Below are 22,218 nucleotides of genomic sequence, written 5' to 3' on the forward strand. Positions count from 1 at the left end.
GCGTGTGTTCAGCCGGAAGCGGCGGTGGTCGCCAAGTCGTAGAGCGCGTACGTGCGGCGCAGCACCGGATACGAAACGTTGTGCACCGCAATGTTTCCCGTGGTCCGGCCGTCTTCGGTGCCCGCGTGTGCGTGTCCGTGCAGCGCGAGCGTGGCGCCCGCGGCGTCGATCGCGTCGCCCAGCGCCTGACAACCGAGACCGGGATAGATCGAGACCGGTTCGCCTGCCAGGGTCTCGACGGTCGGGGAGAAGTGGGTGAGGGCGATCCGCGTCGGTGTGTCCAGCGCTTCGAGCGCCGACCGGAGCCGCCGCGCGTCGACGGCCCCACGTCGCATCAGGGTCCGGTGCTCCTCGCTGCCGGAGTCCGGGTCGCCGGGATACGCCGGGAAGCCGCCGGAGCCACCCATCACCCCGGCGATACCGATTCGGTGCCCGCGCACAGTGCGGACAATCGCCTCGCCGTCGAGCACCCGCACCCCGATGCCGGTGAGCATGCCAGCGATCACGTCGCCCGCGCCTGCGTCGTGATCGTGATTGCCGAGCACCGCCACGACCGGCACCGACAGCCCCGCGAGTTCGGCGCAGAGCAGCTCGGCCTCGGCCACGGTGCCACCGTCGGTGAGGTCACCGGCCAGCAACAGCAGATCGGCCTTGTTCCCCAGCTCGAGGAGGTCGGATCGGAACTTTCCCGCGACGGCCGGACGCATGTGCAGATCGGCGGTGGCGGCGATACGGACCGGTGCATTGTTCCCCACCCACCGAGATGGCCACAGCGGATCGCCGCTGTCAACAGCGCGGCGGATCACCCGTGGGAGGGCGCGTGGTGGGTGCTCGGATCGGTTCGTGTCGGAGCGTCGTACTACCGTCGCGTGTCTGTGACCCCGGGGAATCGAACACCAGGTCGGTGTGGGGACTAAAGTTGGTGGTCCGGGCGGTTGCAGCAGTCGGCTGAGAAGGTCGAATGCGGCGTGAGAGGTGGTGGCATGACTCGACAACTCGGCGAGGCGAAGGTTGGGCAGGGGTCCACCGACGCCGCGCCAACCGGTGGTGCCCAGGGCAAGCCCGAACCCGCGAAGCAGTCGCCCACCGCCTCGGTGCCCAGTTCGGCATCACGGCGCGTGCGTGCCCGGCTGGCCAGGCGGATGACCGGTCAGCGCGGGATCGCGGCGGTCAAGCCCGTGCTCGAACCCCTCGCGACGGTGCACCGGGAGCTGTACCCGAAGGCCAACCTCGCGCTGTTGCAGCGCGCCTTCGACGTGGCCGACGAACGCCATGCCAAGCAGTTCCGCAAGTCGGGCGACCCGTACATCACCCATCCGCTCGCGGTCGCCAACATCCTCGCCGAGCTCGGCATGGACACCACGACCCTGGTCGCGGCCCTGCTGCACGACACCGTCGAGGACACCGGCTATTCGCTGGACCAGCTCAAAGAGGAATTCGGCCAGGAAGTCGCCCATCTCGTCGACGGCGTGACCAAGCTCGACAAGGTCAACCTCGGCGCGGCCGCCGAGGCCGAGACCATCCGCAAGATGATCATCGCGATGGCCCGCGACCCGCGCGTGCTGGTGATCAAGGTGGCCGACCGCCTGCACAACATGCGGACCATGCGTTTCCTGCCGCCGGAGAAGCAGGCCAAGAAGGCCAAGGAAACCCTCGAAGTCATTGCGCCGCTGGCGCATCGGCTCGGGATGGCCACGGTCAAGTGGGAGCTCGAGGACCTCGCGTTCGCGATCCTGCACCCCAAGAAGTACGACGAGATCGTCCGCCTGGTCGCTGACCGTGCCCCGTCGCGCGACACCTACCTGGCGAAGGTGCGCGCCGAGATCGTCAACACTCTCGCCGCGTCGCGGATCAACGCCGTCGTCGAGGGACGGCCCAAGCACTACTGGTCGATCTATCAGAAGATGATCGTCAAGGGCAAAGACTTCGACGACATCCACGACCTGGTCGGCATGCGCATCCTGTGCGAGGAGGTCCGCGACTGCTACGCCGCCGTCGGCGTGGTGCACTCGCTGTGGCAGCCGATGGCGGGCCGGTTCAAGGACTACATCGCCCAACCGCGCTACGGCGTCTACCAGTCGCTGCACACCACCGTCGTCGGCCCCGACGGCAAGCCGCTCGAGGTGCAGATCCGCACCCACGACATGCACCGGACCGCCGAGTTCGGCATCGCCGCGCACTGGCGCTACAAGGAGACCAAGGGCAAGCACTCCGGTGACGCCGCCGAGGTCGACGACATGGCGTGGATGCGTCAGCTGCTCGACTGGCAGCGTGAGGCCGCCGACCCGGCCGAGTTCCTCGAGTCGTTGCGCTTCGACCTGAAGTCGCCGGAGATCTTCGTGTTCACCCCCAAGGGTGACGTGATCACGCTCCCGCAGAAGTCGACGCCGGTCGACTTCGCCTACGCGGTGCACACCGAGGTGGGCCACAAGTGCATCGGCGCACGCGTGAACGGCAGGCTCGTCGCGCTGGAACGTCAGCTCGAGAACGGCGAGGTCGTGGAGGTCTTCACCTCCAAGGCGCAGAACGCCGGCCCCAGCCGCGACTGGCAGAACTTCGTGGTCTCGCCCCGCGCGAAGGCGAAGATTCGCCAGTGGTTTGCCAAGGAACGGCGCGAGGAGGCGCTCGAGAGCGGCAAGGAGCAGATCTCCAAGGAGGTCCGCCGCGTCGGACTGCCGCTGCAACGGCTGATGAGCGTCGACGCGATGACCGCGGTGGCGCACGAACTGCACTACACCGACATCTCCACCCTCTACACCGCCGTCGGCGAACACCAGGTGTCGGCGCACCACGTGGTGCAGCGGCTCATGGCCCAGCTCGGTGGCATCGGCGATGTGGAGAACGAGCTGGCCGAACGGTCAACGCCGTCGACCACGCCGAGCAGACAGCGGGTCACCGGCGACGCGGGCGTACTCATCCCCGGCGCCCCCGGCACCGTCGCCAAGCTCGCGAAATGCTGCACGCCCGTACCAGGTGACGAGATCATGGGCTTCGTGACCCGTGGTGGTGCGGTGAGCGTGCACCGCACCGACTGCACCAACGCGGGCTCGCTGCAGTCGCAGTCCGAGCGGATCATCGACGTGGAGTGGGCGCCGTCGCCGTCGTCGGTGTTCCTCGTGGCGATCCAGATCGAGGCGCTGGATCGCACCCGGTTGCTCTCCGACGTCACCAAGGTGCTCGCCGACGAGAAGGTCAACATCCTGTCGGCGTCGGTGGCCACCCACGGCGACCGGGTGGCGATCAGCAAATTCACCTTCGAGATGGGTGACCCCAAGCACTTGGGTCATCTGCTCAATGTGGTGCGCAATGTCGAAGGGGTGTACGACGTCTACCGGGTAACCTCAGCCGCCTGACGCTGTCCCGCCTCCCCGCGACTTCTGGCCGGACTCAGGTGCGCCTGGCGTCGCGTCGGCGGCCAGACTCGGGTGCGTGAGGAATTGGCCCGTACCCGGTGAGTTACCCATGTGCTCGCGAGGTCACGGGTTACCGACATGGCCTGACCAGCTCATCGGCGGGGTCTCGCAGGCCGGATGGCTGAAGATTAGCTGGCGGGCGAGGGTTTGCTGGGGCAGCGGAAGGGCCTGTTTGGGCAGGGGTTCGGATACCCGGAATCTGTTACGGTTTACTGCGTTTCAACGTTCCACTGGTCAGCCGAAACGGACTGTGATGCGGATCGATATGGCTCGGTGCACGACACGACTCACGGTGACGATGATCGCGATCACCGTTGCCTCGGCGTCGGTGTCGGCGGGGGTGGCCGCCGCGGAAGAGGTCACCCCCGTCGCACCGTCGACACGCGTGGCCATCGATGCCTGTCCTGCGTTGTACGCCTTGGGAATTCAGGGCACGGGGGAGTCCTCGCCCGATGCCGCGCCGAGCACCGACACCGGCATGCTGAGCACCGTCTTCCGGCCGTTGTTCGCCGCGGCCGCCGAACCGGGACTCGTCGACCGCGCCTACGTCCCCTACGAGGCGGGCTTCGGCGGTGCCGTTCCCGGCGGAGCCGTGCCCTACACCGAATCGGTCGACGGCGGCCTCGAACGCTTGCGGTCGATGGCCACCCAGGTAGCTCAGCGGTGCCCGGACTCGCGCATCGCCGTGGTGGGGTATTCGCAAGGCGCCCATGTGGCTTCGCTGTTCGCGCAGGAGGTCGGTTCCGGCACCGGTGTGCTGCCCGCCGACAAGGTCGCCGCGGTCGCGCTGTTCGCCGATCCGACCCGGGGCGAGAACGCGCCGCTGTTCCCGGGCGCACCCGACCGCGCCACCCCGCTCGCCGCACCCGGTACTGAGGGCACCGCTGTCGCCGACCTCGGCGAGGTTCGTCAGGCCCCGGCCCCCGGCGGCGGGCTCGGTTCCCGCCACGACCGGGCGGGCGACTACGGCAAACTCACGGGTCGCGTCGCAAGCTTCTGTGCCACAGGCGATCTCGCGTGCGACGCACCGCAGAACGCGCCACTCATGCGGGCGGTCACCAGCCTGGTGAGTCAGGTGAAGCTGTCCGGCGGTGACCCCATCGGTTCGCTGGTCTCGATCGCGCAGGCGCTGGCCTTCACCTCGATAAAAACCGCCTCGACCGTGGTGAACGAGGACATCGCGGGCAGCACGCCGGCCGATGTCTCGCTCTCGCCGAAGAAGTCGATCTCCCAGCGTCTCGCCGACGCCGCCGACCCGCGCGCCGCCCTCGACGTGAACGCCGCGTTCCAGGCGCTGCTGAAGGTGGGCATGATCGGCCTCAACTCCGTCGCGACCGTGGTGAAGACCGTGCTCACGCCGGCGAGCATCGCCGAACTGGCCACGGCGGCATTGTCCAACCCGCTGGCCGGGCTCACGCTGCTCGGGACGAAGCTCGTCGGCGCCGTCGCGCAACTGATCCCGCCGACCACCGGTGTACGCCTGGTGAACGAGGCCTTCACGGCGGTGGCGCAGAACATCACCGACAACCGGGAACTGCTGGACGTGACCACCTGGGTGCGCTACTGGGACTCCATGCAGCGTCACGTCGCCTACTCCCAGATCGGGGTCGGTGCCCAGGGCGCGACGCCCACCCAGTACGTGGCCGACTGGTTCGCCGCGATCGCCCGCGACGCCGCGGCAACCTCCGGGCGCGGCGCGACACCGCTCGGTGGGCCCGACACGCCCGACCCCGGCCTGTTCACCAGCCGAACCGGCGAGCCTACGCCATCGAAACCCGGTCATGGGGGACAATTTCCGTTCGGGACAGGAGCCGATGGCGCCTCATCCGGCGGCGCGACGACTCCGCCTGCCGCGACACCCGAACCATCACCTACCAGCCTGTTCTCAGTGAACTGAGTACCGAGAGGTATCGATGCGAATCCATGTGCCCGGCGTAGCGGAAAGGGGGGAATGTTGAAGTCGTACAACGAACTGTCGCGCTGGTACTCGGCGCTGGAGCCGGAAACCGACACGGCCGACCCTGCGCGCCAGGACACCACCGAGCAGGTGGCGGGCGACGACGAGGCCCCCGCCCGATATTCGCAGCGCCCCGAGCGCATCCCGACGGCCGACCACCCGGCCACGCCCGTCGAGCGCTCCGGACAGCCCTGGACCAAGCCTGCCCCCGAAGTCGACGAAGCCTCCGCCGAGGACTTCGCCGACCGCGACTTCACCAAACCGGACCCGGGTGCCGATCCGGCGCCGCGCTCGGCAGAGCAGGAAACACCGGTGCGTGCCGAGGACCGCCGAGCCGGGTTCGACCCCACGCTCCGTACCGAGGACCGGCAGCAGGGGCACGATCCCGCTCCGGATCGGCACGCTGAGCACCATCCCGCCCCGATCGCCGAATTCCGGACGCGCGAGCGCGACTCGTTCGTCGTCGCCGATCGGGACCAGGCGCGCTTCGCCGAGGACGATTCCGAATCGCCCGTGGACGAAAGGACACCTCGCAGCGAACCGGCCGTCGACTACTACGCGGACGAGCGCGAGCCGGCGCCGATCATGGAAGCGCGGCCCTACATTCCCGAACCCGTGCCGCTGGCCGAACACGCCGCGCGGCGCAGCGAATTCACCGGCGGCTGGTCGGACTGGGTGGAACACGCACCGGGTCCCGACGACGACTACGACGCCGAACTCGTCCAGTTCCCGTGGGCCGACACCGCCGACGACTACGACGAAGCGCATGTGCTCGAACCCTCCGGCGCCCTGCGTGAACGCCGGGCCCGGCAGCGCAACCGCTCGTGGGTCGTGCTCGCGATCGCCGTGCTGGTGCTGGTGGTCGCCGCGACCGGTGTGATGTTCCTGCTGTTCGGACGCGGCAGCACCCACGCCGCGCAACCGGCCACCCCGCTGCACTTCACGGCGGGCAACCTCACCGCCGACGCCGGCGGCGCCTGCCCGACCGAGCGCACCGAACTCGTGGTCCGCAGCGCCGAACCCGGTGGCACGGGTTCCGGCCCCGACGCGGTGCTCGCCTTCCAGCACGCCTACTACGTGACCCGATCGGGTGCCGAGGCGCGCGCGGTGGTCACCCCCGACGCCGAGGTGTCCTCGGCCGCGGTGATCCAGCGCGGCATCGATTCCATTCCGGTCGGCACGACGCACTGCGTGCGGATCACCACCGTCGCCCCCGACCGGTACACCGTTGAGGTCACCGAATTCCGGCCCGCGGGGGCGCCGGCCACCTACACCAAGCAGTTGGTGCGAACGACGCGCGTCGGCGATCGCACGCTCATCGCGGGCATCGCGGCAGGGTAAGGAGCAAGGCGATGACAGACGACTGGAGCCGATGGCTCGACGAGGCCCCCGAGGGGGACCCGTCGGACGACCTCGCGCGTGATCCGGCTCCGGTGGTGCGATTGCGGCGCAGGGGCGGCGCACGTTCCGGCGGGGCACGCAGGCCGATCCTCGTCGTCGGCGGCTGCGGCGGCGCGGGCACCACGACAACCACTCTCGGCCTGGCCGCCGCCTCGGCGATCGACGGTGCGGTGACCGTCGCCGTCGACGCCACCGCCGCGGGCAGCGACCTCGCCCTGCGCGGCGCCGACAAACACCTGCACCCGGTGAACCTGCAGTCGTGGGTCTACGGGCGCGGCGACGACGAACCGGCCCCGATCGAGGACTGCCTGTCGCGGTCCACCTCCGGATTCGGGCTGCTCTGGCGCGACGCGACCCCGCTGCGGCGGCGCGCGACATATCTCACTGTCGCCAGGGCATTGGACGCCGGTGGCTACACCGCCGTCTACGACGGCGGCAACCCGATTGCCGGACGGCAACTGCGCCCCCTGCTCGACGACGCCGATATCGCGCTCGTCCTGACGATTCCGGCCCGGGTCGACGCCGCCAACCGGCTGCGGGTGACCCTGGAATGGCTCGACGACCACTACGGCGACGACGGCGCGGGCGTCGTGGCCGACACCACCATCGTTGTCTCCCACCAGTATTCGCAGGACGATTCGCGCGTTGCGGAGCATTTGCGCGAACACCTGTCGGGGTGGGTGCGTGAGGTCGTCGAGATCCCGTACGACCCGCATCTGGCGCGCGGCGAACTGGTTCGCCACAGCGAGCTCGCCGAGGCGACGCGTGCGGCATATGGGAGCTTGCTCGCGGGAGTGGCATCATGACGGCAGCTATGAATCTACGTCGTCGTCGTGAACCGGACGCGCCCGCCGGTGTCGTCGCGCCGCCTGAATCGTTGCGCGCCAAGATCTGGGAGCGCCCGGTCCCCGGGGTGGGACGGGCGCCGCTGGTCTGGCTGCTCGGCGTGCACGGCGGGGCAGGCGCCACCACGCTCGCGCATGTCCTCGCGCCCGCCGCGGACGCCCGAGGCCGCTGGCCGGGTGTCTTCGACCGGGAATCGCCCTATGTGGTGCTCGTTGCGCGCGAGACCATCTCGGGACTCACCCGTGCCCACGATCTGCTGCGCCAGCATCACGCGGGGCTGGCCGGACCGTCGCTGGTGCTCGGCTTGATCACCGTCGCCGCGCGGCCCGGGCGGATGCCCGCCGAGATCCGCCGCTACCGCGATGTGGTCGGTTCGCTGGCCGGGCACGTCTGGCAGGTGCCGTGGTTCGAGGAATGGACTCTCGTCGAATCCGAGGCGCTGCCGGTGTGGTCCCCGGGCGACGAGGTGGTGGCCCGCAAGCGCAGGCCGGACCCGCTCGAAGAGGTCCCGGTCGAGATCGGTGAGCTGGGAACCGATCTGGTCGCCGCCATCAGGACGAGCCTCGGTTCGCCGATCTCCTCGGCGGCGCAGCGGGGTCGATCATGACGGCCGGGCGCGTCGGCCGTCTGTGGTGTACAAACGTGTGTCGGCGTCGAAGTGTTTGTGGCACAACACCTTTACAGTGGGAGAAAGGCACCCGATGAGCATGCTCCTCCTCGCCGTGCAGGACACGTACGGCACCGTGCTTGCCCAGGTCGGTAACCCGACCCCGGAAGCTCCCCCCGGCTCGGAGAAAATCCTGCAGCTGGTGCGATACCTCACCTGGTTCGTGCTGCTGTCGGGTATCTGCGGCATCACCTACGCGGGCGGCAAGTTCGCGTGGGAGCGCTGGACCGGTGGCGGCCTCGAGTCGCCGAAGATGGTCGCGGGCGCGATGATCGGCGGTGTCGTCGCCACCAGCGCGGGCACGATCATGAATGCGGTCATCGGTTAGTGATCGCCGTGCTCGCCTACAAACAGATCCCGGCCGACGTGCTCGCGCCGCTGATGCAGTTGCTCAACTGGCTGCTGTGGTTCGTGCTGCTGTCGTGCCTGGCCTGGATGATCCTGTCGGCGGGTCGGCTGTGGATCGCGTTCCGCAGCGACCTCGCCGTCAACGACGCCTCACACGGTGTGCTCATGAGCCTGATCGGCGCCGCGGTCGCCAGCACCGCGTCGGCGATCGCGCTGGCATTCCTGCCGGCGTGAGGCAGCGGACGACGAAGGCACGACCATGAATTCCACAGTGACACGACCGGTGCTGGTCGGTATCGCCCTGCTCACCGCCGCAGCGGGTTGCGGTGAGCAGGACGCGGGCCCCGACCTGTCCTCGGCACCGACCGGCGTGCGCTGGCAGCACTACCAGGGCATCGCCCTGCCCCACGCCGATCAGGGGCCCGCCCGGCTACAGCAGGGCGCCGCAACCGGATTCGAGCACTCGCCGCGCGGGGCGGGGCTGGCCGCACTCACCCACACAATCCGGCTGTCGGTGGCACCCGACGACGACTGGGCCACCGTCGTCAACCAAGGCCTCGTCCCCGGACCGGCACGCGACGAGTGGGCGATCAACCGGGTGCAGCTGTCGATCACCGGGCCCGCCGCGCCCGAGTACGCGCCGAAATTGTTGGGTTACAAAATCACCGAATACCGTGACGAGCAAGCCCGTGTGGACGTCTACACCGAGTACTCGGACAGTTCCCGCGCGGTGAACCACACCGCGGTGAGCTGGTACGGACAAGACTGGCGACTGCGCTTACCCGACCCGGAGTCCACCACCCGACCCGTCGACGCGATCGACGAATTACCACCCGACATCGTGACATTGGAGGCACCGCAGTGAGCGAGAAGGAGGCGTCGACGCGCGACCGCGCGTCGTTCGGCATGATCGCCTCCGGTGCCCTGCTCGCCCTCATCCTGGTCGTCGGCGCGGTCGTGTACTTCACCAGCAGCGGCGAGGGGGAGATCGACGCCGGACCGCCGCCACCGCAGGCGGCGGGCGGCACGGGCTTCGCCGAACCGGAGGTCGACCTGTTCGGCAGGCGCGTCGACGTCCCCAACAACCCGGCCGGGCAACCGCTGGCCCAGGACCCGAGCACGCGGCGCACACCCGACGACCCGGACTGGCTCACCGCCGCCCCGGCGGGCACCACGAAACCGCACGGGTGGCAGCGGGTCTACGGCGCGTCGGTGCCGTTCTCCACCTCCGACGGACCGTCACGGATCGAGGCCGGACTTGCCGTCGGTTACGCGCACACCCCGCAGGGCGCCGCGCTGGCCGCCGCGCAGATCACCTACCGGCTCAACGCCAGGCCCGCCGATCGCGACCTGTACGTGACGCAGCTGCGGGTGAGCTCCACCCAGCTGGCCGCCTACGACTCGGCACTGGCCGCCGACAAACTGCCCGAGCAGCAGCCGGAGAAGGTGACGCGCTACTTCGTCGCCTCCGACGCCTTCCGCATCGATGACTACGCCGACGACATGGCGATCGTGCGACTGGCCTCGCGCGGTCCGGTGGTCGACGGTAAACAGCTGTACGCGGCCATGCGGCTGATCGTGGTGTGGGACGACGGTGATTGGCGGCTGAAACCGTCGACCACCACCAACAACCGGACCGAATACGTGGAATCGCTGGCGGGGTGGACGACATGGTGACCAACCATCGAGGGGTGCCGACAATGCTGAGGCGGATAGTCACAATATTCGCGGTGATCTTCACCGTGATGATCGCGACCCCGACCGTGGCCTACGGTCAGACCTACGGCTTCGACGAGGCGTGCAACGAGCTGCACGACACGCTCGACAGCGTTGCCATTCCCGGTGTCTCGCTGGGTGATGCCGCGTCGGCGGTCTGCAAGGCGGGCAATGCCGCCACGCACCCGGGCGATGCCGCGACGGCGGTCAAGGACAAGGCGTGGGACTCCACCTTCGGCAAGGTGGTCGACTCGCTGATGAAGGGTCTCGGTGAGGCGCTGATCCTGGCCCTGACCTTCTGGATGAAGGTGCCCAACGAGGCGGTGAGCGACTCGGGCGCGTTGTTCACCAAGATCAACGACTACACGTATCAGATCCAGATATTGCTGTTGATCGCCTCGGTCATCATCACCGGTGGCAGATTGGCCGAGGCCAGACGCGGGGCGGCCGTGAGCGAGGCCGCCGAGTCGTTCCGGCTGTTCGCCCGCGTGGTGTTCAGTTCGTGGATGCTCGGCGCGGTGATCGTGGCCGGTACGCGCGCCTCGGACAAGTTCTCCGAGTGGATCATCGCCGACGCCACCGGCGGCAACGCCAAGAACATGGCCGAGCTGATGGTGAAAACCTCGAAGCTGCAAGCGTTTTCGCCGGGTCTGGTGCTGATCATCGCGATCGTCGGCCTGCTCGGCGCGCTCGCCCAGATCGTGCTCGCCATCGTGCGTCAAGGTCTGCTCGTGGTCGCGGCGGGTGTGCTGCCGCTGGCCGCGGCGGCGTCGGCGACCAGTACCGGCAAGCAGTCGTATCAGAAACTGGTCGGCTGGATCATCGCGTTCATGCTGTTCAAACCGGTGGCGGCGATCGTGTACATGATCGCGTTCACCACGGCGGGGCATGCCGACGAGACCACCGCCTCGGGCGGGCTGCCCAGCGGTGAGGACGCCCAGCGGATGCTGGTCGCGCTGGTGCTGCTGTGCAGCGTGGCGTTCGTGCTGCCCGCGCTGATGCGTCTGGTCGCGCCCGCCGTGGCCACCGTCGGTACCGGCGGCTCGGGTCTGATCGCCACCGGCGGTGTGGCCCTCGGTGCGATGGCGCTCGGGGCCGTTGGCACCAAGGCCGTCGCCGCGCGGCCCGTCGCGGCGCCCGGCACGGCGGGCTATTTCGGCAACCAGGCGGGCGGCACCGGTGGCGCGGCGGCTCAGCGCGGCGGCGCGCCACGACCGACGCCACCGCCACGCGGCGGCGGTTCCGCACCGCCACCGGCCAGTTCGGGCTCGGTACCCTCGGGCGCGGCCCGCAACATGGCCGCCGCCCGGGCTGCGGCGGCCTCCACCGCCCGCGCCGACGAACGGGCGGGCGACGTGGCCGGTGACCGCTGGGCCAACCGTTCACCCGACCTCGGCAGGAGCACGATTCCGCGATGAGCACCTCCGCGACCGACACCTACGAGCGCCGCTCCTACGGCCTGTGGCAGAAACCGCGCAGCGCCGGTCTTTTCGGCCTGCGCTGGGAAGAGACCGTCATCGGTTTCGTCGTGGTGATCACGGCACTGGTCTGTGCGATGGTCGGCGGATTCAAATGGGGTTTCATCGTCGGCGGCCTCGGCGCGCTGGTGATGGTGCCGCTGGTGTGGCGGACGGGGGGCCGTTCGGGCTATGAGACGGGACTGATGATGTTCAACTGGATGCGCTCGCGCCGCAACGGCGAGCACGTGTACCGCGGTGGCCGGTTCTCCCGGATCCCCGGCGGCGTCACGAAATTACCGGGGCTGCTCGCCCCGTCGAAGCTCTACGAGGGCATCGACGCGGGCGGCTATCACTTCGGGATGATCCACCTGCCCGCGTTCGCGCAGTACACGGTGGTGCTGCGTGCCTGGCCGCAGGGCCACGAGGCCGTCGACCAGCCGGTGATCGACCGCTGGGTCGCCGCCTGGGGCACATTCCTGGCGTCGGTGGGCCAGACCAGCGACATCGTCGCGGTGGTCCCGGTGATCGACACCGTGCCCGAGACCGGTAACCGCCTGCTCAACGAGGTCTCCACGATCACTCGCCCCGAAGCGCCGGATCTTGCCCAGCAGGTGATGTACGAGCTGGCCACCGAATTGCCGCAGGAGCGTGTGCAATTGCTGCCGCGCGTGGCGATCACGTTCAAGGCGACCACGGCCGAACGCCGCAAGAACCCGGCCGAGGAGGCCGTGGAGATCGGGCGACGGCTACCCGGTATCTGCGCCGCGCTGGCCGAGGCGGGCGTGCGGGCACAGCCGATGTCGGCCGAGGAGGTCATCTCCTTCATCCGACGCAGCTACGACCCGGCATCCCAGGCCGACCTCGAGGTGGCCGCCGCCGATCCCGGCGGGCACGGCCTCGGCTGGGACGACGCGGGCCCGGTGTCCTACGACGAGAAGTGGGACCACTTCATCCACGACGGCGGCCGCTCGGTGACCTGGGAGATGGACGCCGCCCCGGAAGGCGCGGTGGACGAAAGGGTGCTGCAGCGGCTGCTCGCCCCGAATCCCGAAGTGCCACGCAAACGCATCGCGATCGTCTACCGGCCGCATTCGGCCGCCGACGCCGCCGAGATCGTCGACGACGACTTCAAGAACGCGCTCGTCGCCCAGCAGAGCGAACGCGGTGTGGTGTCGGCGGCGGCCACGCTGCGCGTCGGCGCGACTCAGCAGGCGCGCGAGGAACAGGCGCGCGGTCACGGTGTCACCCGTTTCGGCGCCCTGGTGACCATCACCGAACCGCTGCGCGGTGACCTGCCGCGCATCGAGGCCATCACGCGTGACCTGTCGACGCAGGCCCGCCTCAAGATCCGCCGGTGCTACCGGTACCAGTCCGCGGCGTTCGCGGCCTCTCTCGGTTGCGGTGTGATCCTGCCCGAACACGCGACCATTCCGAAGGCATTGGCGGGGTGAGGCGATCATGGGACGCGACTACGAACCCCCGGTGCGCGACCGCGACGACATCGCGTTGCGCCCGGTCCACCGGCCACCACGCATCCGCGGCGAACGCGAGCCACGCCCCGCGGGGAGCACGTCGCGCGTGAGCGACGACGTGCTCGGCCTCGACGAGCGCACCGACCGCGACGACCCGTCGCGGGGTTCCCGTACGGGTGAGGAACGTTCGGCGGGGGAGCGCAGGTCGCGCGAGGATCCGACACGATCGGACCGCGAACGAGCCCGTGGCGCGGATCAGCGCCGACAGCGCCCCGACGATGGGCGCGGGCGGCGCGATGACGAGATCCGTGGCCGCGGCGACGATGCCCGTGGGCGCGGGGACGACCCGCGTGGGCACGGTGCGGATCCGCGTGTGCGCGGTGACGAGGTGCGTATGCGTGAGGGCACGCGCGGCGGCGACCGGGATCGCGGCGAGCGGCGGCGCGGAGCGGGGGAACGGCGGGGCCGTGACCCGCGTCGCGACGCCGAGCGGCGTCGGATCAGCGGTCTGCGCGACGAGGACCACGGGCCTCGACTGGAACACGAACGCCCACAACCGGATTCGCCGCGAAAGGCGAAGCAGCCCCCGAAGCTGAAGAAACAGCGGCCTGCCAAGGTCGCGCGCCCCACCAAGGCAGCGCGCCCGATCCGCCCCGACGAGGCCGCCGACCGGGCTATGGGCGCGGGGCGTTCGGCGCGGTCGAAGGCCAAACCCGAACGCCGCCAAGGCCCCCCGCTGCTAGACGACGCCACCCGCGCCCGCTACGAGATGATCGCGCGCGAACAGTCCGGTCTGCGCGCGGCTTGGGCCACCTTCCGCATCCACACCGACGACCTGCGCCGCAACAATGCCCAGGCTCGCAACGAGGCCGTCGTCAAGGACGGATTCGATCGTACAACCGCCGAATTGACCGACCGGGGCTACTCGGGCGCGGGCGGCGGCAAGATGAACGTGGTCGGCCGCCCCGTGGAGTACCGGGCGACCACCGCGCAGGTCGCGGGTCTGTGGCCGTGGTCCGTCGGCGCGGGCGCACCGCTGATCGGCACCCCGCTCGGTTCGCATCTGCACACCGGCGCGCCGGTGTGCTTCGACCCGATGAACTGGTTCATGCGCGGCAGTTTCATCACCGCGCCGAGCCTTTTCGTCTTGGGACTCAACGGTTTCGGTAAGTCCTCGCTGGTGCGCCGGATCGTGCTCGGCGGCATCGCCCAGGGCATCACCCCGCTGATCCTGGCCGACGTGAAACCCGACTATCGCAAGATGGTCGAACTCGTCGGCGGTCAGGTCATCGACCTCGGCTACGGGCACGGCAAGCTCAACCCGCTCGCCGCCGGTGTGCTCGGCTCGGTGGTGCCACGGCTCGAGGAGTTCCCGGCGCTGCAACTGCAGGTGCTCCAGGATCTGCGCGCCCGGCAGGTCACCCTGATCGCGGGTCTCGTGGAACTGGTCCGCGGCGCCCGGGTGGCGGACTTCGAGGAAACGCTCATCGCCACCGCCCTGCGCATCCTGTACCAGCCGGGCAGCGGCTACGCCCCCGACAAACCGCCGATCATGGAGAACCTGCTCGAGGTGATCGTCGCGGGCGGACCGGAACTCATGCTCGACGCGGGCGCCGACGACGCGGACGAATACGCCCACGCCATCAAGCATCTGCGCCGCTCGCTGCGCGCGCTCACCCAGGGGCCCTTCGGCGCCATCTTCAACGGCCAGACCAGCGTGCCCATCGACACCGGCGCCGTCGCGGTGTGTATCGACGTGTCCCACATCCCGACCGGCGACAAGAAGCTCAAAGCCGCCGTGATGCTGGCCTGCTGGGCCGACGGATTCGCCTCGGTGGAGGCGGCGCACGTGCTCGCCGACGCGAAACTCGGCCCGCAGCGCTACTTCCAGGTGGTGATGGACGAGCTGTGGCAGGTGCTCGGGCTCGGCGACTTCATGGTCGACCGCGTCGACGAGCTGACCCGTCTGCAGCGTGGTCTGGCCACCGCGCTGATCATGATCAGCCACACCATCAAGGACCTGCAGGCGCTGGGTTCGGATGCCGCCATCGCCAAGGCCATCGGCTTCCTGGAACGCGCCCGCGCCAAGATCTTCGGCGCCCTGCCCGCCGAGGAGATCTCGCGACTGGATTCGACGGTGCCGTTCACGGCCGCCGAACAGGAGATGGTCACCGGATGGTCGGCGCCGCAGGCGCTCACCGGTGAGGCGCTCAAACCGGGCCAGCAGCGGCCGTCGCCGCCGGGTACCGGCAAGTTTCTGCTGAAGATCGGTGAGGATCGCCGTCCCGGCATCCCCTTCCACATGGAGTTCACGGTGTCGGAGAAAGAAAGCGGAATCCACGACACGAACCAGCGGTTCAGCGAGTTCGGCGACCACCCGAGAGGCCAGGCACCGGAGGAGGACCAGCCATGATGCCGCACCGGTCCTACCGCCGCGTCTCGCCCGAGGTGCGCAACGCCGCCGTCGAACAGGTCATCGCGCTCACCGACAAGCTGCGCAGCGAGTCCGAGGCGTGCCGGGTGGTCGCCGAACAGATCGGCGTGCACGCGAACTCGGTGCGCAACTGGGTGCGGGCGGCCGAGGGACCGAGCCTGGACCGGATGGACGCCACCGCGTTGCGCCGCAAAGTGGTGCTGCTGCAACAACAGCTGGCCGCGGCCGCCGAGATGAACCGCACCCTCGCCGACACGCTCAACGAAACCCGGCGCCGCACGTGAACACCGCCGCGGCGGACGAGCCTGTCCTCGCCGCCCGGCGCGCAACCCGGGGCGGTGGCCGATGAACGCCCGCTCGATGATCATCGGTGTCTTCGGCGCGGTCATCGGACTGGTGGCCATGGTGCTGGTGATCGTGTTGCCGTCCTCGGACGAGACCTGCGAGACCGGTGACGTGCTGGTCGGCTCCTCGGCGCCGACGCTGCCCGAACTCGGCGCCGACACCCGCGCGGGTGCCACCACCACGGCGACGACCACGAACGCGGCCGTCACCGGCACACCGTCGCTGGCCGCCGGGGTCGGACCGTTGCGGCGCACGCTGCCGATGGAGGTCGGCACCTTCACGATCTCCGATGTGTTCGGTTCGCGCGGCGGCGGGCACAAGGGCATCGACATGGCCGCCACCGACGGGACAACGATCTACTCGGTGTCCGACGGCCGCGTCGTCGCCGCCGGTCCCGCGTCGGGATTCGGCAACTGGATCGTCGTCGACTCGGTCGACTACAACGGGCGCGCCTACTCCGCGGTCTACGGCCACATGTGGGATCACGGCGTGAAGGTGCGCACCGGCGACACCGTCACCGCCGGTCAGCCCATCGGCATGGTCGGTTCGGCGGGCGAGTCGAGCGGTCCCCACCTGCATTTCGAGATCGTGCCCGGTGGTCGCTTCACCGGTGGCCGCCAGATCGACCCGATGCCGTGGCTCGACGGCGCGCCGACCCCCGATGTCGGTGGGGCACGCGCCTTTTCGAACGACCCGAGCTGTGTGCGTGGATTCGGCAGCGCGGGCGGTCTGCTCGCCGACGGGAAAGTTCCCGCCGAGCTGGAGATCTGGTACCGGCGCGCGGGCACCGTCTGCCCGGAGATCTCCTCCTCGCTGCTGGCCGCGCAGGCCAAGCAGGAGTCGGGCTTCCGGCGCGGGCTCACCTCACCGGCAGGCGCGCAGGGCCTGGCCCAGTTCCTGCCCGGCACGGCGGTGAGTATCAACCCCGACGACGGGCAGCCCTACATCATCGACGCCGACGGCAACGGCACCGCCAGCGTGTGGGACGACGGCGACGCCATCATCGGCCAGGCCCGCTACATGTGCGCCATCGCCCACAAGATCGCGGGCTGGATCGCGCAGGGCAAGGTCTCCGGCGACCTGGCCGCCCTCACCCTCGCCGGCTACAACGCCGGTGAGGGCGCGGTGCTGGCCTCGGGCGGCATGCCGAATCGGTACGCGGCGCATTACTCCGAGACCCGGCCGTACGTCACCAACATCCTGGCCATGGAACCGCAATACCGGGCACCGGGCGCGCAGGGCCGGTTCACCCGCGAACCCGGCGCCGAGGGACCGCAGATCGCCGAGGCCGCCCACGACTGGCTCGGAGTGCCGTACGTGTGGGGCGGTGGCGGTCCGCAGGGACCCAGCGGTGGTGGATTCGACGGTCCCGGTCTGACGGCCGCGGCGGTGTTCGCGGCGACGGCGGGCGAGGTGGATCTGCCGCGCACCGCCGAACAGCAGTGGGAGGCGGGCACGGAGGTACCGCTCGGGCGAATCTCGGTGGGCGACCTGGTGTTCAGTGATTTCGGCCCGCAGGGACCGGCGCAGGTGGGGATCTACGCCGGCAACGGCCAGGTGATCCAGGCGGTCGCTCCGAGCGGACGCAGTGGCGGCGGCGTCGTCGAGGTGGCGATGCCCGGTGACGCGCGGGCGAGGAGGGTTGTGTGACCACACGGGCGGCCCGACCAGGGATAACCTGGTGGAAGACAACACGAATCCGCACGACCCCGGCGGTGATGCTCGTGGCGTTTCTGAGTACGGCGCTCGTCGCCTGCGGTGGCGACGCCGATCCCGCGCGCCCGCAGGCGAGTTCGACCACCCGGCTGCTCGAGGCCGCGGCCACCGTCGACCCGACCACTCCCGACGGGGTAGCGGTGGTGGCGTTGCGCGAGGTGTACACCTGGCACCCGGTCACCGAGGAACCCGGTGATTCGCTGGCGCGCGCGCGAAAATGGCTGGGGCCGAGCATGTTACGTATGCTTGACGCGCCGACCGGCACGGCGGCTCCGAAACCGTCGCTGCAATGGGCCGATTGGGCGAAGGCGAAAGCGGAGGTGACGGCCTTCACCTTCGCCTCGGGGGAGAAGGCACCGCCGAGCGCCGACCCGGCCGTGACGCAGTTCAAGATCGGCATCGAGCAGACCGTCGTCTACCCGGACGGGCGCACCGAAGACCTACCGCCGAGCACGGTCATCGCGACCGTGGTGCAGACGCCGCAAGGCTGGCGCCTCGACGGGTTCCGCTGAGATCCATATCCGACAAGGTCCTCGAGGAGGCACACGTGGCGAAGAAAAAGGTGAAGGACCCGGCCGCGGTCGGGCCCGACACGACGCTCATCCTGATCGTGTTCGGCTTCGCGACGCTCGGCGTTCTCGCCGCCGCCCTGCACCTGGGCAACGCCCTGTCGGTGCAGCCGCAGAACGTGCCCGCCAACCCGATCGCGGTGGTGGCCGACCTCGCCCGGGGCAAACTGCACTGGCCGCGCGCGTCGACGGTGATCGTACTGCTGGTGATCGCGGCGATCTTCGCCTACTTCTACATCCGCAAGCAGATGAAGAAGCGGGCGGGCGCGGGACGGCTGGCGATCGACGACAAGGCCGACTACATGGGTAGTGGGAGTGCGATCGCCTCGATCACCGAGGAGGGGGTGCGGCAGAAGGCCAAGGACCTCGGTATGCGACTCGGCACCGAAGACGCGCCCGGTGTTCCGATCGGGATCGCCGTCGCCGACGGCACCCCGCTGTACGGCTCCTACGAGGATCTGCACCTCGACATCTGGGGACCGCGGCAGGGCAAGTCCACCTCCCGGGTGATCCCGGCGATCCTGTCCGCGATCGGGCCGGTGCTCGCCACCTCGAACAAACGAGACGTGGTCGACGCGACCCGCGATGTGCAGGAAGCCAAGGGCAGCAAGACCTTCGTCTTCGACCCGCAGGGTGTCGCGGGCGAACGGGCGACCTGGTACTGGGACCCGCTTTCGTGGGTCAACCCACGCACCGAAGGCTGCGAGATGCGTGCCGCGCGCCTGGCGGGCCATTTCGCCGACGCCGAGACCAGCTCCAGCTCCGACGACGGCGACAGCTACTTCGGCCCGGAGGCCGAAGATCTGCTCGCGGCGCTGTTTCTCGCCGCCGCGATCGCCGGGAAGCCGATCACGCAGGTGTGGGAATGGGTGACCAATCCCCAGGATCCCGAACCGATTCAGCATCTGCGCGATGTCGGCCAACACTTCATCGCCTCCGGCCTGGCGATGCAGTACAACGCCGAACAGCGAACCAAAGCAGGCATCTTCGGGTACGCCAAGAAGATGATCCGCTGCCTGCAGCTGTCCAACGTGCACGCCTGGGTTACGCCGGGCAGCGAGGCACGGCCGCAATTCGACGAGCTCGAGTTCATCGAACGCAACGGCACGCTGTACTGCCTGTCTCTGGAGGGACGCGGCTCGGCGGCCCCGCTGGTCAGTGCCCTCACCGAGGCGGTCGTCGATGTGGCGATGCGCAAGGCGTCGATGTCGTCCGGCGGCCGCTTGCCGATCCCGCTGCTCGCGGTGCTCGACGAGGCCGCCAACGTGGTGCGGTGGAAGGATCTGCCCAAGCAGTACAGCCACTTCGGTTCGCGCGGGATCGTCGTGATGACGGTGCTGCAGTCGTGGGCCCAGGGCGCGCGCTGCTGGGGTGAGGACGGGATGAACGCCCTGTGGTCGGCGGCCAACATCAAGGTGCTCGGCAGTGGCGTCGACGACATGGCCTTCCTGCGGGACCGTTCCGAGGCGATCGGTGAGTACGACTCGATCTCGGCGTCGGTGTCGCAGTCGGGAAACAGCAAGAGCTATTCCCGCTCACTCAGTTCGTCGGTGACGTTCACCCCGCAGGGGCTGGCGACCTTGCCGCGCGGTCGCGCCGTGGTGTTCACCTCGGGCCAGCCCGCCGTGCTCGTGCGCACGGTCCCGTGGTGGGAGTCCAAATACGCCGACGCGGTGAAGAGGTCGATCGAGAACAACGACCCCACCCGCAAGACGCGCATCGACGATCTGTTCGGGTCGCCTGCGCTGGCGAAGTCAGTTCCGCCGGATGAGATCGGTGAAGTCGAGGAGGTCAAGCCGCTGTGAGCGAAGATATTTCGAACGTGCAGGCGCAGGGAAGGGTCTACGCCGGGGTGACGGAATTCGTCGGCGAGTACCTGAGCAAGCTCTACCAACGTCAGGTCACCGATATCAGCGACACGGTGTGGTGCCCGGAATGGTGGCGCCACCCGGAGGCCGCGGTGCGTCTCGACGCGGTGTGGCAGGCGTGGGAGCACTTCCGGATGAAGGGCGGCCCCGGCATCAGCGTGTGGTTCCTCGAGCACGCCGACCCGCACATGACCAAGCTGTTCGACCCGCGTGGTCCGTTCAAATACTGCAGCGTCCGTAACGGGCACAAGGAAATGCTCTCCTCGTTGCCGCTGAAGAAGCCGGAAGAGGATCAGTGGTCCGAGCCCAACAACGGGCTCTGGAACAAGGGCAGCAACTACCCGGCCTGAGGGTGTCGCGGTGCCATGGTGCTCGATGGCACCGTGGCACCGTCCGGCTCAGCGTCCGCGTTCGATGCCGCGTTCGATGCCCAGCTCGAGCCCGCGTTCCAGGCCCCGTGCGCGCACCTGCGGTGTCCGTGCGGCCGCGTCGCGCAGCCGGATCGCCTCGTCCGGGGAGATACCGTGCCCCATTTCGACCAGCATGCGCACCTGACTCAATTCCGGTGCGACACCGGCACGTTGCAGATGCGCGGCGATCGCCGCTCGCCGTTCCGTCGAGTCGTAGTTCGGGGTGGCGCCCGCGAACGGTGAGGTGGCGTCCTTGACGAGGCTGACGCCGCGTGACTCCGTGGTCCGTGATTCGAGTCCGCGCGATTCGAGACCGCGGGTCTCCACCGAGCGCGCGCCGACCGTCATCATCTGCTTGAGCTCGATATTGCGCGGGTCCTTGGCCTTGAGATCGCGCGCCTCGCGAATCTGCAGTTCGCGCGCTTCCTTCATCTTCGCCTCGATCGCCTTGGCGCGGGACTCGGCCTCTTTCTGACCGTGTTCGCGCGACTTGAGGGCGACCAGGGTTGCCATCTGCAGCATGGTGCGCATCATCGCCGCCGTTTCGCTGCCGATGTCGTCGAGTTCCGCCATGACTGCTCCCCGATGCCGCTGTGGAAGTGGACATCTGAGCCTACCCTGAAAACGACGAACGGGCCGGACACGCGAGGCGTCCGGCCCGTGTCGTGGTAGCTGGGGTGTCAGCCCACCTTGACGGTGTTGAACGAGATCGGCATCGCCGGGCCGCCGTCCTGGGCGCCGCCCTCGACGCCCGCGCCAGCGACCTTGTCCAAGGTGGCCAGGCCCGCCTCGTCGATGGTGCCGAGAATGGTGTACTTCGGTGGCAGTTCGGTGTCGCCGAAGACGAGGAAGAACTGGCTGCCGTTGGTGCCCTTGCCCTCGGGGGAGATACCCGCGTTGGCCATGGCGATCACGCCGCGCTTGTAGTTCACCGGCTGGCTCAGCGCCGGGTCGCCGTTCGGGTACAGATCGGTGGGGTACTCGTTGTCGAAGCTGTAGCCGGGGCCGCCCGAGCCGGTGGCCGTCGGGTCACCGCACTGCAGGATGCCGAAACCGGGGCTGGCCACGATGCGGTGGCAGCTGGTCTTGTCGAAGTAGCCCTGCTGGGCCAGGCTCACGAGCGAGTTCACCGAGCACGGCGCCTGTGCGCTGTTCAGTGACAGGCCGATCGGGCCCTGGGTGGAGTCGATCGACAGTTTCACCTCGGGACCATCGGTGGCCACCGAGGTGACCGCGGGCGCCGTCACCGGCTTGGCGGGCGGCTCGGCGTCGGCCGGGTACGAGCAGTCGACCGTCGCCGGCTTGGGGGCGGGCGGCGGCGGTGCGGGTAGGTCGAGCGGCGTGTTGACGAACGTGGTCGTCGGCACCGCCGACGACGACTCGGCGTTCGCCGAGGGAGAGTCGTCGCCCTTGGTGAGGAAGTACACCCCGACGCCCGCGGCCGCGACCACGATCACGCCGAGCACCGACCCGGCGATCGTCAGGCGCTTACGCTTCTTCTCCTGCTCGGCCCGTCGTGCCAGCTGGCGCTCCAGCTTGCGCTTGGCCGCCGCCCGTCGCTGTTCGTTACTCGGCACTACCGCGTTCCTCCCGTGT

At 69.2% G+C, this 22,218-nt stretch carries 20 protein-coding genes; 17 read left to right on the forward strand and 3 right to left on the reverse strand.

What is annotated here, in order from left to right:
* Positions 1–8: 8 nt before the first annotated feature.
* A complete protein-coding gene (locus AB0I19_RS07780) occupies positions 9–755 on the reverse strand; it encodes a metallophosphoesterase (RefSeq protein ID WP_357145874.1) in 747 nt (248 codons plus the stop codon).
* A 228-nt stretch (positions 756–983) separates the two neighbouring features.
* On the opposite strand from AB0I19_RS07780, the gene AB0I19_RS07785 reads away from it, so the two are divergent.
* The 17 genes from AB0I19_RS07785 to AB0I19_RS07865 all read left to right on the forward strand — a co-directional run bounded on the left by AB0I19_RS07785 (position 984) and on the right by AB0I19_RS07865 (position 20,562).
* Positions 984–3,353 (forward strand): RelA/SpoT family protein, encoded by a 2,370-nt coding sequence (locus AB0I19_RS07785; protein ID WP_067636147.1) that lies wholly within the window; start codon positions 984–986, stop codon positions 3,351–3,353.
* A gap of 358 nt (positions 3,354–3,711) precedes the next feature.
* On the forward strand, positions 3,712–5,310 hold the full coding sequence (locus tag AB0I19_RS07790; RefSeq protein ID WP_357146693.1) for a cutinase family protein: 1,599 nt from the start codon (positions 3,712–3,714) through the stop codon (positions 5,308–5,310).
* Positions 5,311–5,364: 54 nt separating this feature from the next.
* On the forward strand, positions 5,365–6,711 hold the full coding sequence (locus AB0I19_RS07795; protein WP_357145876.1) for a hypothetical protein: 1,347 nt from the start codon (positions 5,365–5,367) through the stop codon (positions 6,709–6,711).
* 11 nt (positions 6,712–6,722) lie between these two features.
* Positions 6,723–7,577 (forward strand): hypothetical protein, encoded by an 855-nt coding sequence (locus AB0I19_RS07800; RefSeq protein WP_356984133.1) that lies wholly within the window; start codon positions 6,723–6,725, stop codon positions 7,575–7,577.
* Entirely contained in the window at positions 7,574–8,224 is a 651-nt protein-coding gene (locus AB0I19_RS07805; RefSeq protein ID WP_357145879.1) for a hypothetical protein, read from the forward strand. Before AB0I19_RS07800 ends, AB0I19_RS07805 begins: the two co-directional genes overlap by 4 nt.
* A 94-nt stretch (positions 8,225–8,318) precedes the next feature.
* A complete protein-coding gene (locus AB0I19_RS07810; protein WP_067493819.1) occupies positions 8,319–8,612 on the forward strand; it encodes a hypothetical protein in 294 nt (97 codons plus the stop codon).
* Positions 8,612–8,866 (forward strand): hypothetical protein, encoded by a 255-nt coding sequence (locus AB0I19_RS07815; RefSeq protein WP_067493516.1) that lies wholly within the window; start codon positions 8,612–8,614, stop codon positions 8,864–8,866. Before AB0I19_RS07810 ends, AB0I19_RS07815 begins: the two co-directional genes overlap by 1 nt.
* Positions 8,867–8,891: 25 nt before the next feature.
* Positions 8,892–9,497, forward strand: coding sequence for a hypothetical protein (locus tag AB0I19_RS07820; RefSeq protein ID WP_357145881.1), 606 nt, complete (start codon positions 8,892–8,894; stop codon positions 9,495–9,497).
* Positions 9,494–10,309: a hypothetical protein gene (locus AB0I19_RS07825; RefSeq protein WP_067493520.1), complete on the forward strand. Its 816-nt coding sequence runs from the start codon at positions 9,494–9,496 to the stop codon at positions 10,307–10,309. Before AB0I19_RS07820 ends, AB0I19_RS07825 begins: the two co-directional genes overlap by 4 nt.
* A gap of 53 nt (positions 10,310–10,362) precedes the next feature.
* A complete protein-coding gene (locus AB0I19_RS07830; protein ID WP_357145884.1) occupies positions 10,363–11,766 on the forward strand; it encodes a hypothetical protein in 1,404 nt (467 codons plus the stop codon).
* On the forward strand, positions 11,763–13,259 hold the full coding sequence (locus tag AB0I19_RS07835; RefSeq protein WP_067493522.1) for an SCO6880 family protein: 1,497 nt from the start codon (positions 11,763–11,765) through the stop codon (positions 13,257–13,259). The genes AB0I19_RS07830 and AB0I19_RS07835 overlap by 4 nt, the downstream gene beginning before the upstream one ends.
* Before the next feature lie 7 nt (positions 13,260–13,266).
* Complete coding sequence (locus AB0I19_RS07840) at positions 13,267–15,693, forward strand: hypothetical protein (RefSeq protein ID WP_357145887.1); 2,427 nt, start codon at positions 13,267–13,269, stop codon at positions 15,691–15,693.
* Positions 15,690–15,998 (forward strand): transposase, encoded by a 309-nt coding sequence (locus tag AB0I19_RS07845; protein ID WP_067493524.1) that lies wholly within the window; start codon positions 15,690–15,692, stop codon positions 15,996–15,998. The genes AB0I19_RS07840 and AB0I19_RS07845 overlap by 4 nt, the downstream gene beginning before the upstream one ends.
* Before the next feature lie 61 nt (positions 15,999–16,059).
* The gene (locus AB0I19_RS07850; protein ID WP_357145890.1) at positions 16,060–17,709 is read left to right on the forward strand and encodes a peptidoglycan DD-metalloendopeptidase family protein; all 1,650 of its coding nucleotides are present in this window, start codon (positions 16,060–16,062) and stop codon (positions 17,707–17,709) included.
* Entirely contained in the window at positions 17,706–18,287 is a 582-nt protein-coding gene (locus AB0I19_RS07855; protein WP_243749687.1) for a hypothetical protein, read from the forward strand. Before AB0I19_RS07850 ends, AB0I19_RS07855 begins: the two co-directional genes overlap by 4 nt.
* A gap of 35 nt (positions 18,288–18,322) precedes the next feature.
* Entirely contained in the window at positions 18,323–20,149 is a 1,827-nt protein-coding gene (locus AB0I19_RS07860) for a TraM recognition domain-containing protein (protein WP_357145893.1), read from the forward strand.
* Complete coding sequence (locus AB0I19_RS07865) at positions 20,146–20,562, forward strand: DUF4913 domain-containing protein (RefSeq protein ID WP_357145896.1); 417 nt, start codon at positions 20,146–20,148, stop codon at positions 20,560–20,562. The genes AB0I19_RS07860 and AB0I19_RS07865 overlap by 4 nt, the downstream gene beginning before the upstream one ends.
* Positions 20,563–20,610: 48 nt before the next feature.
* Here AB0I19_RS07865 and AB0I19_RS07870 read toward each other — a convergent pair whose 3' ends face one another.
* On the reverse strand, positions 20,611–21,195 hold the full coding sequence (locus tag AB0I19_RS07870; RefSeq protein ID WP_357145899.1) for a hypothetical protein: 585 nt from the start codon (positions 21,193–21,195) through the stop codon (positions 20,611–20,613).
* A gap of 107 nt (positions 21,196–21,302) precedes the next feature.
* Complete coding sequence (locus tag AB0I19_RS07875) at positions 21,303–22,199, reverse strand: peptidylprolyl isomerase (RefSeq protein WP_067636132.1); 897 nt, start codon at positions 22,197–22,199, stop codon at positions 21,303–21,305.
* Positions 22,200–22,218 lie beyond the last annotated feature (19 nt).

Source organism: Nocardia sp. NPDC050413 (assembly GCF_040655475.1).
Taxonomy (GTDB): domain Bacteria; phylum Actinomycetota; class Actinomycetes; order Mycobacteriales; family Mycobacteriaceae; genus Nocardia; species Nocardia coubleae.